The 17,191-nt window shown below is 67.4% G+C and carries 13 protein-coding genes; 8 read left to right on the forward strand and 5 right to left on the reverse strand.

All coding sequences use genetic code 11. The features are described 5' to 3' along the window. Positions 1 to 63: 63 nt before the first annotated feature. Together mutS and AC51BJ_RS08790 are read left to right on the forward strand one after the other, a co-directional pair. Positions 64 to 2,574 carry a DNA mismatch repair protein MutS gene (gene mutS / locus AC51BJ_RS08785; protein WP_496279966.1) on the forward strand — a complete coding sequence of 837 codons (2,511 nt, stop codon included), beginning with the start codon at positions 64 to 66 and terminating at the stop codon, positions 2,572 to 2,574. 10 nt (positions 2,575 to 2,584) lie between these two features. Further along, positions 2,585 to 2,989, forward strand: coding sequence for a hypothetical protein (locus tag AC51BJ_RS08790; protein ID WP_496279967.1), 405 nt, complete (start codon positions 2,585 to 2,587; stop codon positions 2,987 to 2,989). Between the two features lie 141 nt (positions 2,990 to 3,130). On the opposite strand, the gene AC51BJ_RS08795 is transcribed toward AC51BJ_RS08790, so the two are convergent. Beyond that, positions 3,131 to 4,810: an alkaline phosphatase D family protein gene (locus AC51BJ_RS08795; protein WP_496279968.1), complete on the reverse strand. Its 1,680-nt coding sequence runs from the start codon at positions 4,808 to 4,810 to the stop codon at positions 3,131 to 3,133. A gap of 158 nt (positions 4,811 to 4,968) precedes the next feature. Here AC51BJ_RS08795 and AC51BJ_RS08800 point away from each other — a divergent pair, with 158 nt between their 5' ends. Then, positions 4,969 to 5,541 (forward strand): hypothetical protein, encoded by a 573-nt coding sequence (locus AC51BJ_RS08800; protein WP_496279969.1) that lies wholly within the window; start codon positions 4,969 to 4,971, stop codon positions 5,539 to 5,541. Positions 5,542 to 5,860: 319 nt separating this feature from the next. Here AC51BJ_RS08800 and AC51BJ_RS08805 read toward each other — a convergent pair whose 3' ends face one another. After that, positions 5,861 to 7,636, reverse strand: coding sequence for a M61 family metallopeptidase (locus AC51BJ_RS08805; protein ID WP_496279970.1), 1,776 nt, complete (start codon positions 7,634 to 7,636; stop codon positions 5,861 to 5,863). Between the two features lie 182 nt (positions 7,637 to 7,818). On the opposite strand from AC51BJ_RS08805, the gene AC51BJ_RS08810 reads away from it, so the two are divergent. The 4 genes from AC51BJ_RS08810 (at position 7,819) to AC51BJ_RS08825 (ending at position 12,006) form a co-directional block, all read left to right on the forward strand. Beyond that, positions 7,819 to 8,313: a BON domain-containing protein gene (locus AC51BJ_RS08810; protein ID WP_496279971.1), complete on the forward strand. Its 495-nt coding sequence runs from the start codon at positions 7,819 to 7,821 to the stop codon at positions 8,311 to 8,313. Positions 8,314 to 8,413: 100 nt separating this feature from the next. Further along, the gene (can, locus tag AC51BJ_RS08815; protein WP_341421035.1) at positions 8,414 to 9,064 is read left to right on the forward strand and encodes a carbonate dehydratase; all 651 of its coding nucleotides are present in this window, start codon (positions 8,414 to 8,416) and stop codon (positions 9,062 to 9,064) included. A 188-nt stretch (positions 9,065 to 9,252) separates the two neighbouring features. Further along, on the forward strand, positions 9,253 to 11,307 hold the full coding sequence (locus AC51BJ_RS08820) for a PhoX family protein (RefSeq protein ID WP_496279972.1): 2,055 nt from the start codon (positions 9,253 to 9,255) through the stop codon (positions 11,305 to 11,307). 78 nt (positions 11,308 to 11,385) lie between these two features. Then, the gene (locus AC51BJ_RS08825) at positions 11,386 to 12,006 is read left to right on the forward strand and encodes a PEPxxWA-CTERM sorting domain-containing protein (RefSeq protein ID WP_496279973.1); all 621 of its coding nucleotides are present in this window, start codon (positions 11,386 to 11,388) and stop codon (positions 12,004 to 12,006) included. An 82-nt stretch (positions 12,007 to 12,088) separates the two neighbouring features. Here AC51BJ_RS08825 and AC51BJ_RS08830 read toward each other — a convergent pair whose 3' ends face one another. Next, positions 12,089 to 14,614 carry a cation-translocating P-type ATPase gene (locus tag AC51BJ_RS08830; protein WP_496279974.1) on the reverse strand — a complete coding sequence of 842 codons (2,526 nt, stop codon included), beginning with the start codon at positions 14,612 to 14,614 and terminating at the stop codon, positions 12,089 to 12,091. A 155-nt stretch (positions 14,615 to 14,769) separates the two neighbouring features. On the opposite strand from AC51BJ_RS08830, the gene AC51BJ_RS08835 reads away from it, so the two are divergent. Continuing rightward, complete coding sequence (locus tag AC51BJ_RS08835) at positions 14,770 to 15,732, forward strand: class I SAM-dependent methyltransferase (protein ID WP_496279975.1); 963 nt, start codon at positions 14,770 to 14,772, stop codon at positions 15,730 to 15,732. On the opposite strand, the gene AC51BJ_RS08840 is transcribed toward AC51BJ_RS08835, so the two are convergent. Continuing rightward, complete coding sequence (locus AC51BJ_RS08840) at positions 15,733 to 15,942, reverse strand: DUF2788 domain-containing protein (protein WP_008058471.1); 210 nt, start codon at positions 15,940 to 15,942, stop codon at positions 15,733 to 15,735. Positions 15,943 to 15,989: 47 nt separating this feature from the next. After that, a complete protein-coding gene (locus tag AC51BJ_RS08845; protein ID WP_430434474.1) occupies positions 15,990 to 16,808 on the reverse strand; it encodes a DUF2189 domain-containing protein in 819 nt (272 codons plus the stop codon). Positions 16,809 to 17,191 lie beyond the last annotated feature (383 nt).

Below are 17,191 nucleotides of genomic sequence, written 5' to 3' on the forward strand. Positions count from 1 at the left end.
GAAGCCAGAAAAACCACACCAAAACAAGCGCCTGCGGACAGTCCGGATTCAGGACATACGCCGATGATGCAGCAGTACCTGGGGTTCAAAAGACAGCACCCCGACCTGCTGGTGTTCTATCGCATGGGCGATTTCTACGAGCTGTTCTTCGAGGACGCGATCCGCGTTGCGCGGCTGCTCGACATCACGCAGACCCACCGCGGCCAGTCGGCCGGGCAACCGATTCCAATGGCCGGCGTGCCGTTCCACGCGGTCGAGCAATACCTCGCGCGGCTGGTGAAGATGGGCGAATCCGTGGTGATCGTCGAACAGATCGGTGACCCCGCTACTTCCAAGGGCCCGGTAGAGCGCGCCATTTCGCGCATCGTCACGCCGGGTACGCTGACCGACGCCAGCCTGCTCGACGAGCGCGCCGATTCGCTGCTGATGGCGCTGCACGTTGAACGCGCGCGGGCTGGCGTCGCCTGGCTCAACCTCGCCAGCGGCGAACTGAAGTTGACCGAAGTGGCGGCCAACGTGCTGCCGTCGCTGCTCGACCGCCTGCGTCCGGCTGAACTGCTGGTCGCCGACATGGCGAACGCCCCCGAGGGCAGTTGGGCGGTCACGCCGCGCAGCGCCTGGCAGTTCGACGTGACGGAGGCGACCCGGCTGCTGTGCGAGCACTTCGGCAGCCGCGACCTCGCCGCCTTCGACGTCGCCGAGGTGCCGATCGCGCTGGCCGCCTGCGGCGCGCTGTTCCGCTACGCCCAGGCGACGCAGCAGCGGGCGCTCGCCCACGTCACGACGCTGGCGGTCGAGCACGATTCGAACTGGCTGCGCATGGACGCGGCCACCCGGCGCAATCTGGAACTGACCGAAACCCTGCGCGGCGAAGCCTCACCGACGCTGCTGTCGCTGCTCGACACCTGCGCCACTTCGATGGGCTCGCGCTGGCTGCGCCGCGCGCTGCACCACCCGCTGCGCGAACGCGCGCGTGCCGACGCGCGTCAGGAGGCCGTCGCCGCGCTGCGCGACACCGACCGCGCCGACCGGGTGCACGATGCGCTGCGCGGCATCGCCGACATCGAGCGCATCGCCGCGCGGGTCGCGCTGCGCACCGCACGGCCGCGCGACCTGTCCAGCCTGCGTGATTCGCTGGCGAAGCTGCCGGCCATCGCTGAAGCGATCCCGCTCGATCGCGGTCTGCTCGATCAGGCACGCGCCACACTGGCGCAGCCGCTGACCGCCAGCGACCTGCTCGCCCGCGCCATCATGGACGAACCGGCCGCGCAACTGCGCGACGGTCGCGTCATGCGCGCCGGTTTCGACGCCGAGCTGGACGAACTGCGCGGCCTGCAGGACAACTGCGGCGAGTTCCTGCTGGCGCTCGAAGCGCGCGAACGCGAGCGCACCGGCATCGCCAACCTGAAGGTCGAGTACAACCGCGTGCATGGCTTCTACATCGAAGTCACCCACGCCAACGTTGAGCGCATTCCGGACGACTACCGCCGCCGGCAGACGCTGAAGAACGCCGAGCGCTACATCACACCGGAACTGAAGGCCTTCGAGGACCGTGCACTCTCCGCCGCCGATCGCGCCACCTCGCGCGAGAAATTCCTGTACGAACAGCTGCTCGACGCGCTGGCGCCCGAATTGCCGCTGCTCGGCGACATCGCCCGTGCGCTGTCCGAACTGGATGGCCTGATCGCCTTTGCCCGCGCTGCCCAGCGCCACGACTACTGCCGGCCGCAGTTCGTCGATGAACCGGAAATCACGATAGAGCGCGGCCGTCACCCGGTGGTCGAGCAGCAGGTCGAAAACTTCATCGCCAACGACACCGCGATGCATGACGCGCGTCGCATGCTGCTGATCACCGGCCCGAACATGGGCGGCAAATCGACCTATATGCGGCAGGTGGCGCTGATCGCGCTGCTGGCGCACTGCGGCTGCCCGGTGCCGGCGCGCGCCGTGCGGCTCGGTCCGCTCGACGCCATCCACACCCGCATCGGCGCCTCCGACGACCTCGCTTCGGGCCGCTCGACCTTCATGGTCGAAATGACCGAAGCGGCCGGCATCCTGCACGGCGCGACTGAACGCAGCCTGGTGCTGATGGACGAGATCGGCCGCGGCACCTCGACCTTCGACGGCGTGGCGCTCGCCCAATCGATCGCCCGCCATCTGCTGACGCGCAACCGCAGCTGGACCCTGTTCGCCACCCACTACTTCGAACTGACCCAGCTCGCGCAGACCCACCCGAGCTGCGCCAACATGCACCTGGACGCGGTCGAGCACGGCAACCGCATCGTTTTCCTGCACGCGATTGAAGAAGGCCCGGCCTCGCAGTCCTACGGTATCGAGGTGGCCGCGCTGGCCGGCGTGCCCGGTACGGTGATCCGCGACGCCCGACGCGCGCTGCAGCAACTCGAAGCCAGCCGCATCAACGCCGGTCCGCAGGCCGATCTGTTCGCGCCCGCGCCACCACCACCGGAACCGCCGTCGCACGCCGCGGTCGATGCGCTCGCCACGCTCGACCCGGACAGCCTCAGCCCGCGCGAGGCGCTGGACGCACTGTACGCATTGAAGAAACTGCTCTGAGGAAACCGCTATGGCTCACGCCGTGATCTGGATCTTCGTCGCACTGGTCGTCGGCATCTGGACGCTGATGGCCTGGACCGCCGACTCGGTACTGAACTGGCCCGGCTGGAGCGCCAACGCGCTGGCCGAATGGCCGCTGTGGCTGGACGGCCTGCGGCCGCCGGTCTGGCTCGCCCCCTGGCTGCCGCAGGAATGGCTGGATCAGAGTCGCGCCTGGCTGCTCGACGCCGGCCCGGAAATCCAGGCCTGGCTGCAGCAGACGCCCGACCTGCGCGGTCTGCTCGGTTTCATCGTCTGGACGGTGTGGCTGATCGGCGCCGGCATGATGCTGCTGATGGGCATCGCCGGCAGCGCACTGGTGAAGCTGTTCCAGCCGAAGAAAAGCGGTAAAGCACCGGTGCATCCACAGCCCTGAAGCGCACAGTCGCTGGTCTCTTCAGGGTGCCGTCCGCTTCTGTGAGAGCGTTTCCCTGACCGCGACTGCAGCGGCCCCGGTCGCGGCCAAGGCCGCTCCCACAGGAGGTGCGCCCACGCACAGGCCGCGACCTCCCCTGTCTCAAGCCGGCATCAGCTTCCGGTTTGCCGCGCCCGGCAGCACCTTCAGCGCCGGCCCCTGCTGCAGCACATAGCTGCGGCTCTTCACCGTGCTGACGTAGCGCCATTCGCAGCGGCAGGCATCCCGCGTCGCCGTGACGATCATGAAGCCGCGGCGCGCGGTGTCGGCATACTGCAGCGGACCGATGATCTGCGTCAGCCCGGCGGCGACGGCCAGCGGATTCTCGCTCGGGAAGTACTCCTCGAAACCGGGCGAAGTCACGCCAGGTGTGGCGAACTCGACGCCGACCGCGCGGCCCGCGTAGTCCGCCAAATCGCTGGCCCAGGCGTTGTGCGTGTCGCCCGACAGCACGACCAGATTCCTGTCCAGCGCCCGCGCGGTGCCGAGCACCGTTTCGCGCGCGACGGCATAACCGTCCCAGGCGTCGAGGTTGTACGGAATCGCCGGCTGCGCGAGCACCGCCTGCTCCTTCGGCGTCAGCGTGGCAGGTGCCGTCTGCGCCTTCACGACCAGTGCGCTGTAGGCGGAAAAACTGATCTGACCCAGCACCAGCGGCGCAGGAATGTTCATGCGGCCCATCAGCACCTGCTGACCAAGCACGTCCCATGTGGTGTCGGACTGCGCCAGCTGCAGGCCCAGCCAGTCGTTCTGTTCGGCGCCCAGCAGCGTGCGGTTCGGGTCGGCCAGATCAGCGGCAAAGCGCGCGCCGTCAAAGCCGCTGGCGCCGAAGTAGTCCGCGTAGTCCATCTGCCGGTCGCGGCCGATGACGCGCGTGTCCAGCATATGCAGCGACAGCAGGTTGCCGAAGCGGAAGCTGCGGTAGATGCGCTCCGGGCGCGCCGGATCGGCGACGCGGGTCGGCATCCACTCGTGGTAGGCCTTGATCGCCGCGGCACGGCGCTCGGTGAACACGCCTTCCAGCCCCTCGCTGTGATTCTCCGCACCGTCGCGCCAGGTGTCGTTGGCGATTTCATGGTCGTCCCACACGGCGATCACCGGCAGCGCCGCGTGCAGCGCCTGCAGGTCCGGGTCGGTGCGATACTGCGCGTGACGGATGCGGTAGTCGTCCAGCGTCAGTATTTCGCCGGCCGGCTCGGACACGCGACCCAGCGCCGCTGCGTCGCCCGAGGCGTAGCCGCCGCGCGGGTATTCGTAAATGTAGTCGCCCAGATGGATCGCCGCGTGCAGGTCGTCCAGCTTCGCCGCCTCGGCATAGACGTGGAAATAGCCGGCCGGGTAGTTCGAACAGGAAAACACCGCCAGCTTCACCTGCTCGACCGCACCGGCCGGCAGCGTGCGCGTGCGGCCGACCGGCGACAGCTGGCCGTCGGCGCGGAAGCGGTAATAGAGCCGGGCAGCAGCCGGCAGGCCGAGCACGTCGGCCTTCACCGTGTAGTCGATGTCCTCGCCGGTGAGCACGCGACCGCGCCGGATGATGCGGCTGAAGCGCGCATCCAGTGCCACCTCCCACAGCACGGCCACGGTGCCCGGCCGGGTCGGCGACACGCGGGTCCAGATGATGACGCGGTCGGACAGCGGATCGCCGCTGGCCACGCCATGCAGGAACAGGCTGTCGCTCGCGGCCAGCGCAGTTGCCGAACGGACGACGGTGGAACCGGCCAGCGCGCCGGCGCCGATGCCGCGCATGAAGTCGCGGCGGGAAAAGACATTGCGTGACATCGGGAAAGCTCCGGGCGGAAGAAGTTGCCGCGGAGTGTGGTGAGCGCCGGTGACAGGTCGATGACGGATTGTTGAACGCGTGATCAAGGCGGCGACATGCGCCTGTCACATGCACTGCCTATCGTGCGTCGCAACAACCGCATTCCAGGAGTCGCCCGATGAAGAACACCCTGCTTGCCCTCGCGATCACCGCCGGCCTGTCGCTACCCGCTCACGCCGTCACGCTCGAGAGCGCCACGCTGAACGGCAACCTGCTCGACACCAGCTTCAGCACGCCGTCGCTGATCGCGCTCGACGTATCGCTGCTGAACAACGCTGCACTGAGCTTCAGCTTCGTGCTTGATGCTGCGGATGTCGCCGCCGGCGGCGCCGACTTCAACGCCATCCTGCGCGACGTCAGCGGCTTCGGCATCGGTTCGCTGAACGTGACGACGGGCGGTGCGCCCGTGTCATGGACAGCTGGTTCGGTGCGCGCGGCAACGGTGAATGGCGATCTGCTCGACACCGACTTCTTCGCTGGCGCTACCGTTACCGAGTTCTACTTCGGCAACCCCTTCTACGAAGAAGGCCTCAGCGACTGGCGCGTCGGCTTTGCCGGCCTGAGTGCGGGCGATCGCTTCACGCTGGACGTGACGACCACGCCGGCCGTACCTGAGCCGCGCGAGTGGATGATGATGCTGGGCGGTCTGGGCATGATAGTGCTGAGCGCGGCACGCAAGCTGGGGCGCTGACGGCTCACCGAAGCCGGTTGAGGGGGCCACGGGCGATCACCGACGGCATCGCGAGCAAGCTCGCTCGCACAGGAACCCTGATCTTGCAGATCCGGCCTGCGCGCTTCTGCAGTGAACGGCCGTTACCGCCACGCGGTGAATGCTGATCGCCGCCTCGCTTCCTGTCGCTGTCGGGGTCAGAAGACCCCTCCCACAGAACTCCGGCCCCGGTTCCAGCCGCGAGTTAGGCGCCGCCCCTGTGGGAGCGGCCTTGGCCGCGACGCGGCGGTCAAGCGGCGGCTAACCGGGGGCAGAATGCGAACGCACACCCACCGAGGCCTCACCCTCTCCCCAGCCACTGCTTCAGCAATTCCTTCGCCGCCGCACTGGCGCGCGCGGCGGGGCCGATCTTCGCCTGATCGGCGGGCGGCGCGTCGAGTCGCACGCGGAACTTCATCAGTTCGTCGCGGCGGAAGGCGTGGATCTTCACCTCGTCGCCGGCGTTGCGGCGCTTGAGCAGCGTATCGAGCGAACTGGCGGTTATGCGCAGATTGTCCAGCGCGACCAGCACGTCGCCTGCGGAGAGACCCGCGCGCTGCGCGGCACCGTGGTCCAGCACCTGGGTGAGCCTCACGTTGTCGCCGTCGTTCGCGGTTTTCACGCCGAGCACCGGCGTGCTGCCAGCGGCTTCGAACGCGAGGTCGAGACCGACCGCGTGCAGCAGCCTGTCCAGCGGCAGATCGTCCGTGCCTTCGGTCGCCTCGTCGAAGAAGCGCTTGAGCTTCATGCCGCTGACCGCTTCGGCAGCGCGACGGATGCCGTCCTCCGGCACGCCCTGCCCGCTCTGTCCGTGGTCGGCCCAGAGCTTGCGCATCACGTCGTCCAGCGACACCGCGCCGCGGCTCTTGCTGCGCAGTGTGAGGTCGAGCGCCAGCGCCACCAGCGCGCCCTTGGCGTAGTAACTGACGATGGCGTTCGGCGCGTTCTCGTCCTGGCGGTAATACTTGATCCAGGCATCGAAGGACGAATCGGCCACGCTCTGCTTGAGCCGGCCGCTGCCGCGCATCACCTGGGTCACCGTCTTGCCGAGCAGCTTCAGGTAATCGTCCTGCGTGATGACGCCGGAGCGCACCAGCGCGAGATCGTCGTAATAGGAGGTGAAGCCCTCGAAGGCCCACAGCAGCCGCGTGTAGTTCTCGACCCTGAGGTCGTAGGGCACGAAGGCCGCCGGCTTGATGCGCTTCACGTTCCAGGAGTGGAAATACTCGTGGCTGCACAGTCCGAGGAAGCCGCGGTAGGCATCACTCATCGCGCTGGCGCCGGGCGCTGGCAGGTCGTTGCGCGAGCACAGCAGCGCGGTGCTGGAGCGGTGTTCGAGCCCGCCGTAGCCGTCGCCGACCGCCATCACCAGAAACACGTAGCGCTCGAACGGCGCCGGCTCGCCGAACAGCCGGATCTGCCATTCGCAGACACGCTTCAGGTCGGCGCACAACCGGGCGGCGTCGATGTCGTGCCGACCCGTCACCACCACCTCGTGCGGCACGCCGCATGCCTTGAATTCGTACAGCGCGAACTCACCCATCTCGACCGGGTGGTCGATCAGTTCGTCGTAGCTGGTCGCCCGGTACGCACCGAAGCCGTGACGCTTGGCGCCGCTGCGGCCGCCTGCCTCGGGCAGCGTCGTCGCGACGCGCCATTCCTTGTAGGCGCGACCGGCCGGCGGACGGATGTCGATTTCGCAGGGCTGCTGTTCGCAGCCATGCACCATCAGGAACACGCTGCTGCCGTTGAAGAAGCCGTGCGTGGTGTCGAGGTGAGCGGCGCGCACCGACAGGTCCCACGCATACACCTCGTAGCGCACGCGCAGCGCGCCGTCGCACGGTGCGGCGCGCCAGGTGTGCTTGTCCAGCTTGGTCAGCGGCACCGCGCGCACGCCGTCGCGCGCGTCGATGCGCACGATGTGGCGGGCGAACTCGCGGATCATGTAGCTGCCGGGTATCCAGGCAGGCAGGGACAGCAGCTGGCCGTCGGCCGCCGGCTTGTCGATGTCGAGTTCGACCTCGAACAGGTGGGCTTCGGGATGGATGGGCGTGATGCGGTAGCGGACGGCGCTCATGTCGGCGTTCTGGCGTGGAGACAGCCGCGATTTGACCACAGCACTGGCTGCCTGCGTCATCGCAGGCGGTCCGCATCGTCCTACAACACCCGACCACGTCGCCGACAGGCCGGCGTGCCGCGAGCAACTAGAGTTTCGTCATGGCTTAACGCCATCCTCTTCATCGCAACAGGAGAACTGCCATGCAGATTACCGCCACCCGTTCCACGCTGCTGAAGCCTGCCGTCCGCCTGGCCACCGCCACCGCGCTGGCACTCGCACTGGCCGCCTGCGGCGAATCCACCGACAACGCAACCGTCGGCCAGAAGCTCGATTCCGCCATTTCGCAGACCGAGAAGAAGGCGGACGAAATGGGCGCCAAGGCCGAAAGTTCGCTCGACAGCGCGCAGGCGAAGGCGGAGGTCGCCGCGGCCGACGCCAAGGCTTCGGTCGAATCCGCCGCCGAACGCATGGGTGAGAAGATCGACGACGCCACCATCACCGCCAACGTCGCCGCGCGTCTTGCCGGCGATCCCGATCTGAGCGCGCTGAAGATCGACGTCGATACCGCCGACGGCAAGGTCACGCTGAGTGGCCCGGCACCGACCGAAGCAGCGCGCGCCCGCGCCGCCGAGCTGGCGGCTTCGGTCAAGGGCGTGACCGGCATCGACAACCGGCTCGTTGTCACCGCCGGCTGATCCCGCCGCGCAGCACAGTGATCCGCCGTGATCCGTCGCGGCGGCCGGTGGCGCCTCGCGAGGGCGGGAAAGATATAATCCCGCCTGATGCGAGGACACCATGACACTGAAAAAAACTGATCAATTATTCGAAGCAAACCGCCGCTGGGCCGAGCGCATGCGTGCGGACGACCCGCAGTTCTTCGAGCGGCTGGCCACGCTGCAGGCGCCCGAATATCTTTGGATAGGCTGTTCCGACAGCCGGGTGCCGGCCAACCAGATCGTCGGCCTGATTCCGGGCGAGGTGTTCGTACACCGCAACGTCGCCAACGTGGTGGTGCAGACCGATCTGAACTGCCTGTCGGTCATGCAGTACGCCGTCGATGTGCTCAAGGTGAAGCACATTCTGGTGGTCGGCCACTACGGCTGTGGCGGCGTGCGTGCCGCGCTGCACGACATGCGTTTCGGCCTGATCGACAACTGGCTGCGCAACGTGCAGGACGTGCGCAACAAGCACCGCGGTCTGCTCGAAGCGGTAGGCGCCGGCGAACTGCAGGAAGACCGGCTGTGCGAACTGAACGTGATCGAGCAGGCGATGAACGTCTGCGAAACCACGGTCGTCCGCGAAGCCTGGGCGCGCGGCCAGGACGTGCGTGTGCACGGCTGGATCTACGGCCTGAAGGATGGTCTGGTCCGCAACCTGCGTATGGAAGCCGGCAGCGAGGCAGAGCTGCAGGGTGCCTACGACACCGCCCTGTCGTCGCTGACCTGAAGCAACGGGCGCCTCCGCCGCCCTGCAGACCATGACACCCCGACTGTGGTGGATAGTCCATTCGGACTATCCACCACAGTCGTCGTTTCTTATCCCTGTCAGAAACGCATCGCAGACTCCGCGCGTCAGATCGGCGCGCAGCCCCTTTGCCGCCGACGTCCCGACAACGTCACCCGCAAGGAGCTCCCATGTCTTCGATGCAGCACCCCGACAACGACCTGACGATCAATCCGTCGGGCAATGAATCCATCCGCGACGTGATGGACCGCTTCACCGGCCGTCGCAACTTCATCAAGGGTTCGCTGGCCACCGCGACCTTTGCCTCGCTCGGCGGCTTCAGCCTCGAATCGCTGGCCAACGGCGCCTACACCGGCAGCCCGTCGCCGGCCGGCGGCATCGGCTTCACCGGCGTGCCGGCCAACATCGCGCCGATGACTGACGGCATCACCGTACCGTCCGGCTATACCGCGCGCGTGCTGATCGCCTGGGGCGACGCCATCGGCAAGACCGGCCCGGATGCGAACACGCACTGGAACCCGGCCACGGCGATGACGACCGCTCGCCAGCTCACGACCTGGGGCGCACACAACGACGGCATGCACCTGTTCCCGTTCCCGGGCACCGGCGCAGCCGGCATCGCAAATGACCGCGGCCTGCTCGTGTCCAACCACGAGTACGTTGATCCCGGTCTGGTCGCCCACACCACCACCTACGGGACCGACGTCATCACCAAGGCCATGGTCGACGCGCAGATCGCCGGTCACGGCGTCAGCGTGATCGAGGTACGCAAGGTCGGTGGTGAAATGAAGGTGCAGCGCCCGTCCGCCTTCGCCCGTCGCATCACCGGCGCCACCCCGTGCAAGGTGTCCGGCCCGGCTGCCGGTCACGCCCTGCTGAAGACCGCCGCCGACCCGTCGGGCACCACCGTGCTCGGCACGCTGAACAACTGCGCCAACGGCTACACGCCCTGGGGCACCTACCTCACCTGTGAGGAGAACTTCAACGGCTACTTCGGTACCACTGCCGCCAAGCTGGCCGCCCAGCCGCTGACCGCGCTTGAGAACCGCTACGGCATGTCCGCCGGGGGCTTTGGCTACCGCTGGCACGAAGCCGATCCGCGCTTCGACTTCCGCGACACGCCGAACGAGCCGAACCGCTTCGGCTGGGTGGTCGAGATCGATCCGTGGAACCCGAACTCGGTGCCGGTCAAGCGCACCGCGCTGGGCCGCTTCAAGCACGAAGGCGCATGGACCTCGGTCGGCGCCGACAACAAGGTCGCCGTCTACATGGGCGACGACGAGCGCAACGATTACATGTACAAGTTTGTTTGCGCGAAGAAGATGGACACGAAGAACCGCGCCGCGAACCGCGACCTGCTCGACAGCGGCACGCTGTACGTCGCCCGCTTCAACGCCGACGGCAGCGGACAGTGGCTGCCGCTGGTTTGGGGTCAGAATGGTCTGACGGCCGAAAACGGCTTCGCCGACCAGGGCGAGGTAGTGATCAAGGCCCGTCAGGCCGCCGACCGCCTTGGCGCCACCATGATGGACCGCCCCGAGTGGGTCGCCGTGCATCCGGTGACGCGCGAGGTCTATCTGACGCTGACCAACAACAACCGCCGCGGCACCGCGCCGGCGTCGTCGAACAAGATCGACGGCACCACGGTCGCCGCTTCGGCCCGCCCGCCGGTCGATGCGACCAACCCGCGCCGCGACAACCGCTACGGCCACATCCTGCGCTGGACGGAAGCCGGCGGTGACGTCGCCGCCACCACCTTCCAGTGGGACATCTTCGTCGAGTGCGGTGACAAGCTGAACGCCAACGCCCACCTGCAAGGCAACATCATCGGTGACGACCTCGGTGCGCCGGACGGCCTGTGGTTCGACAAGGACGGCCGCCTGTGGATCCAGACCGACCAGGTCGGCAACGCCACCGGCGACTTCGTGAACATCGGCGGCAACGCGATGTTCTGCGCCGACCCGGCCACCCGCCAGATCACCCGCTTCCTGACCAGCCCGCGCAACTGCGAAGTGACCGGCGTGACCTCGACGCCGGACGGCAAGGTCATGTTCGTGAACATCCAGCATCCGGGCGAAGACTGGAGCGGCAGCTTCACCTCGAACAGCACCTGGCCGGACAGCGGCTTCAACGGCCCGACCACGCAGAGCGGCAACGCGGTCGCCAAGCCGCGCTCGGCCACGGTCGTCATCACCAAGGACGACGGCGGCGTGATCGGTACCTGATCCGTCGGTCTTCACATCGGCGTCACGGAGGCGGCGTAGCGTCGCCTCCATCAACGAAACCTCCGCAAAGGATTCATCATGAAAATGAAACTCGCCGCCCTGGCTCTGGCCTTCGCCGCCGCACTGCCGGCGCAGGCCGCGCTGACCAATAACGCGGCCGACATCGGCAACGCCATTGTTGTCGACTTCGAAGCCTACGACGGCTTCTTCACGACCGGTCCGGAAGCAGTCGCCCCCGGCGTCATCTTCACCGGCGACGCCGACTCGCAGCTGGGTGGCTTCATTGCCAACCTGGGCAACAACGGTATCTGGGGCGCAGGCAACCACTTCGCGGCCACCGGCAACATCGGCGAACTGCGCTTCACTTTCGCTGAACTGACCGCCGGTGTCGGCGCACTGGTGAACCATTTCGCCATGAACGACTTCCCGTTCTCGGTCGTGGTGTCCGCCTACGGCGACAACAACCAGATCATCGAGACCTACACGCTGGCAGTCAGCACCGGCGAGGCCAGCGAGAATGAAGGCCTGTTCCTCGGCATCACGCGCGACGTGGCTGACATCCGCTCGATCTCGTTCAAGGGTAACGGTGTGGTGGTCGACAACCTGGCGGTCGCCGCCCCGGTACCGGAACCCGAAACCTACGCGATGCTGCTGGCCGGCCTCGGCCTGATCGGCATGGCTGCACGCCGTCGCACCTGATTACTGCACGACCCTGTCACACGCATGTCCTTGATGCCCGACCGCTGGTCGGGCATTTTTTTCGTCCGGCGGATGCCCGCGGTCATGCCACCGCACGCGCGTGTACAAGCCAACGTGCGGCGAGCAGCGGCAGCAGCGTTGCCAGTCCGAGTGCGCAGGCGCTCAGCCACACTGCGGGCGCGACCACGGCAAAGGAGAACTGTGCAGCCAGCCAGGGCACCGTGGTGACCAGCAGCAGCGCGAGCAGTGTGCCGCCGATCACCCAGCGCGCGACCGCGGTGCCGTGCCCGAGCCCGCTCGGGTCGGCCGCCGACGCGCGGGCGGTGAAGATGAGCGCGATGCCGCTCGCCACCAGCGCGACGAACACCAGCGTGCGGACCTCGTCAGCCGCGAAGCCGGCATCGAGTGCCCAGACATCGAATGCCACCAGCGCGGCCGACACGATGGCGCCGTAGAGCAGGCTGGTCGCGATGCGCGAGGGTGGCAGCAACACGGCGCCGCGCGGTCGCGGCGGCTCGCGCATCAGTGCGTCGCCAGCCTCGTCCGCCTCGAACACGATGGAACAGGTCGGGTCGATCACCAGTTCGAGGAAGGCGATGTGCACCGGCGCCAGCAGCACCGGCCAGCCGAACAGCACCGGCGCAGCCACCAGCGCGATGATGGGCACGTGCACCGCGAGCGTGTAGGTCATCGCGTGGCGCAGGTTGCGGAAGATGCGCCGGCCCAGCCGAATCGCGTCGACGATGGCGGCAAAGTCATCGTCCACCAATACCAGTGCGGCCGCCTCGCGCGCAACGTCGGTGCCGCGCTTGCCCATGGCGATGCCGATATGCGCGGATTTCAGCGCCGGTGCGTCATTCACGCCGTCGCCGGTCATGGCGACGATATCGCCACGCGCCTTCAGCGCCTCGACGATGGCCAGCTTCTGCTGCGGGCTGACGCGCGCGAACACGCAGCAGCCGGCGACCGCATCGGCGAATGTCGCCTCATCCATCGCCGCCATATCCGGGCCGGTCAGCACGCGCCCGCCGTCGATGCCGGCCTGCGCCGCGATCGCGCCGGCGGTGCGCGGATGATCGCCGGTAATCATGACCACACGCACACCGGCCGCGCGGCACTCGGCGACCGCCGCCGGCACCTCCGGACGCAGTGGATCGGCGAGCCCGATCAGGCCGATGAAGCGGAATTCGAAATCGTGCTGGATGTCCGGCACGCCAGCGCCTTGCGGGTGCGCCGCATGAGCCACCGCCAGCACGCGCAGGCCGCGGTCGGCCAGGTCGCCGGCGCGCGCCATCACCAGCGCGGCGGCATCCGCCGACAGATGGCAAAGGTCGATGATGGCCTCGGGCGCACCCTTGGCGGCCACCTCGCCATCGCGCCGATCCGGCGCCTGCCACAGGTGGGTCATCGCCAGCAGGTCGGGCGACAGTTCGTACTCGCGGGCCAGCGCCCAGTCGGGATGCAGGTGTTCGGTGTTCGCCAGATAGTCGCCGGCCAGCCGCAGGAAAGCCTGCTCCATCGGATCGTGCGGATCGGCCTCGCTCGCCAGCACCGCATATTCAAGCAGGCGGTGATAGGTTTCAGGCAGTTCCTCCAGCCGTGCGTCGCCATCCAGCGCCAGCACCTCACCGCCGACCGCAAGCGCGGCGACTTCCATCCGGTTGCGGGTGAGCGTGCCCGTCTTGTCGGTACACAGCACGGTGGTCTGGCCCAGCGTTTCGATCGCCGACAGCCGGCGCGTCAGCACGCGCCGGGCGGCGATGCGGCGTGCGCCGAAGGCGAGGAACACGATCAGGATGACCGGAAATTCCTGCGGCAGGATGCTCATCGCCAGAGTGATGCCATACAGCACGCCGTCGAGCCAGCCGCCGCGCAGCGTCGCGTAGGACACGGCGAGCAGCGCGCACAGCGCGATGCCGATCACCGCCAGCCGGCGCGCCAGCAGCCCGAGTTCGCGCTGCAGTGGCGAGACACCGCTGACGGTGTCCGCCAGCGACTTACCGATACGCCCCAGCTCGGTGGCCTCGCCGATTGCCGTCACCTCGACTGTGCCGCGACCGCGCACGACCAGCGTGCCGGAGAACACGCGCAGCGGTTCGCCATCGTCGACCGGCAATTTGCCGACCGGCACCGATTCTCCGGTCAGCATGGATTCATCGACCGCCAGATCGTTGGCGCTCAGTAGCACGCCATCGGCCGGCACGCGGTCGCCTTCGGTGAGCAGCAGCAGATCGCCGCGCACCACCTCGCGCCCAGCGATGCGCTTTACTGCGCCGTCGCGCATCACCAGCGCACGCGGACTCGACAGGTCGCGCAGCGCAGCCAGCGCGTGCTCGGTGCGCCGTTCCTGAAAGACCGTGACGCCGATGATGAGCACGACGAAGCCGAGCAGCACCAACGCTTCGTGCGCATCGCCCATCAGCAGATAGATGGCGCCGGCCCCGAGCAGCAGCAGGAACATCGGCTCCCGCATCACCTCCAAAACGGTTGCGACCAGCGTGTGCGGCTTCTCGGCGGCGATCTCGTTCCAGCCGTCCTGCGTGCGGCGCGCAGCCACCTCCGCTTCGTTCAGCCCGGCCTGCTCCTGCGACCCGTTCATCCGCTGCATCCGTTGTTCAGTTCTCGCCGAAGTCTGGCACGAAAGCTGCCATGAACCTCGCGCGATCGCCGCAAGGCGGTTGAAGCGGCAATAACGGGATGTTCAAGGCAGAAGTTGCCGGCAGCGCGCGGCAAACATTAACCGACCACACGAGAGGAAGAACCATGTCACGGATGGAAACCGCAGCCCACCTCGGTAGCCCGGCCGCGCCCGGCGCCAGCCTGCCGATGAGCGACGCCGACGACGAGCCCAGCCATCTTGGACAGTTCATTCCTCTGCACTACCACCACAACATGCTGCTCGACACCAACCGCATGAGCAATTTCAAGGCGGCCATCGATGCAGTCGTGTTCAAGGGCGCCCGCGTGCTCGAACTGGGCGGCGGCACCGGCGTGCTGTCCTGCTTCGCCGCAGCGCACGCGAGCAAGGTGTACTGCGTCGAATTCAACCCGGACATGGTGGCCGAATCGCGCCGGCTGCTGGCGATGAATGCGCACGGTCACAAGGTCGAAGTGGTGCACGCCGACGCTTTCGAATACCTGCCGCCGGAACCGGTAGACGTGGTCATCTGCGAAATGATCCACGTCGGCATGCTGCGCGAGAAACAGGTCGACGTGATCGAAGCCTTCAAGGCGCGCTACCGCGCCCGCTTCGGCGACCGCCTGCCGATCTTCCTGCCGACTGCCGCGCTGATGGCGGTGCAGCCGCTGCATCAGGTGTTCGATTTCTACGGCTTCAACGCCCCCATCATCCAGTTCCAGCGCGTCGGCGCCGAACACCCGGGCGCAACCGAACTGGCCGCACCGGTGGTCTATGGCGTGATGGATTTCGACCAGACCTGCAGCCGAGACATCGCCTGGAAGGGCGACATCGCCATCACTGCCGACGGTACGGTCAATGCGCTGCGCTTCATCACCAAGAACATCCTGGCGCTGCTCGGCACGCAGGGGCGGACTCAGGACTGGCTGAACGACTATCTGGTGCTGCCGCTGACGACGCCGGTGGAGGCGCGAGCCGGCGACACGCTGCACGTGAGCTTCAACTACCGCGCCGGTGGATCGCTGCAGTCGCTGGCGCGCACGATGCGGGCAGCGGTACGCGAGCGGGTCTGCGCGTCAGGCGCCTGATCAGCCGCCGAGCATCCACTTGATCACGCCTTTGGCGACGAAACCCATCATGCCGAGGCCGAGGCCGATCAGGATGACGAAGGTGCCGAAGCGACCGGCCTTCGACTCGCGCGCGAGCTGCAGCAGGATGAACAGCATGTAGAGCATGAAGGCAGCGACGCCGAAGGTGAGCCCGAACTCGGCAAATTGCTCTTCAGTGATGCCGCCCATGTGTGAAAGCTGCTCCAGCGATATTCAATAGGTTGATCGGTGCGCGCTCAGGCGGCGCGCACCAGATCGCGATAGGCGTGCCAGCTGGCGTGACCCAGCAACGGCACCACCACCAGCATGCCGACCAGCCCGGTCGCCATGCCGAACAGCGTGAATCCGGCGATCGCCACGCCCCAGAGCGCCAGCGGCGCGGGGTTCTCCATCACGACACGCCAGCTGGTGAGCACGGCGCCAAGTACCCCGATGTCGCGATCGAGCAGCAGCGGAATCGCCACCACGCTGGACGCGAACACCGGTGCGGCAAGCAGGCCGCCCAGCGCCAGCCAGGCCTCGAACAGCCAGCCCTGTTCCGCCAGCACGACCAGGCGCAGGAAATCCTCCGGCGTCGCCACCGGCGCCGGCGCATAGGCCCAGATCAGCGCGGCCGAGGTCATCACCCAGCCGGTGCCGGCCAGCGCCAGCAGCAGGCCGAACACCACCATGCGGCTGTCGCGCGGCTTCCACGCACGCACCGCGGTCATCAGCCCGGCCGGCTGACCACGCTCCAGCGCGCGGCTGATCGCGTACAGGCCGGTCGCCACCACCGGCGCGACCAGCATGAAACCGGTGAAGGCGCCGTTGAGCAGCCAGAAACGATCCGGAATCTGCCAGCACAGTAGCGCGCCAAATACCGCGACGGCCGCGCCGTGCAGCAATCCGGGTCCCGGACAGCGCATGAAGTCCCGACAGCCTGCGATCAGCCAGCCCAGCGGGCGCGACAGCGGAACGGTGCGAGTGGCGAAGCGGCGGGATTCGATAATGGCGTGGCTGTCATTCATGTCGGTCGGACTGTTCGGATCGATCACCGACGCGCGCGGCAAGGCCACTGCGGCCCTGCCCGATGCGTCATGGAGTATGCCGGCCGCAGCATTCACGCAACTTGACGCAGCTCATGCGTACCCGGCCGACGCACAAGTATCGGGCAAAGCGTGTCGCAACGGCAGCAAAGCGTCGCATCCGCACCGCCGCGGGGCGCACTTCGCCCTCGGTTTGTGCGGCGCAAAAAGATTCTGGCGCCGACAACGGGCCCAGGCGGGGCGACAGACGGTGACTCACCCACCGCTGCGTCGCGAGCAAGCTCGCTTGTATGTTCTACCGTGGCAAGCGTAGGAATAGCTTGTCGGGCGGAGGGACCGAGCTCGGATCTGACGGCAAGCACGTACAGACAGTGGGAGAGATGTCCCGCCCTCACCCCAAGCACCGATCAGGA

Source organism: Methyloversatilis sp. S146-33, assembly GCF_059552495.1.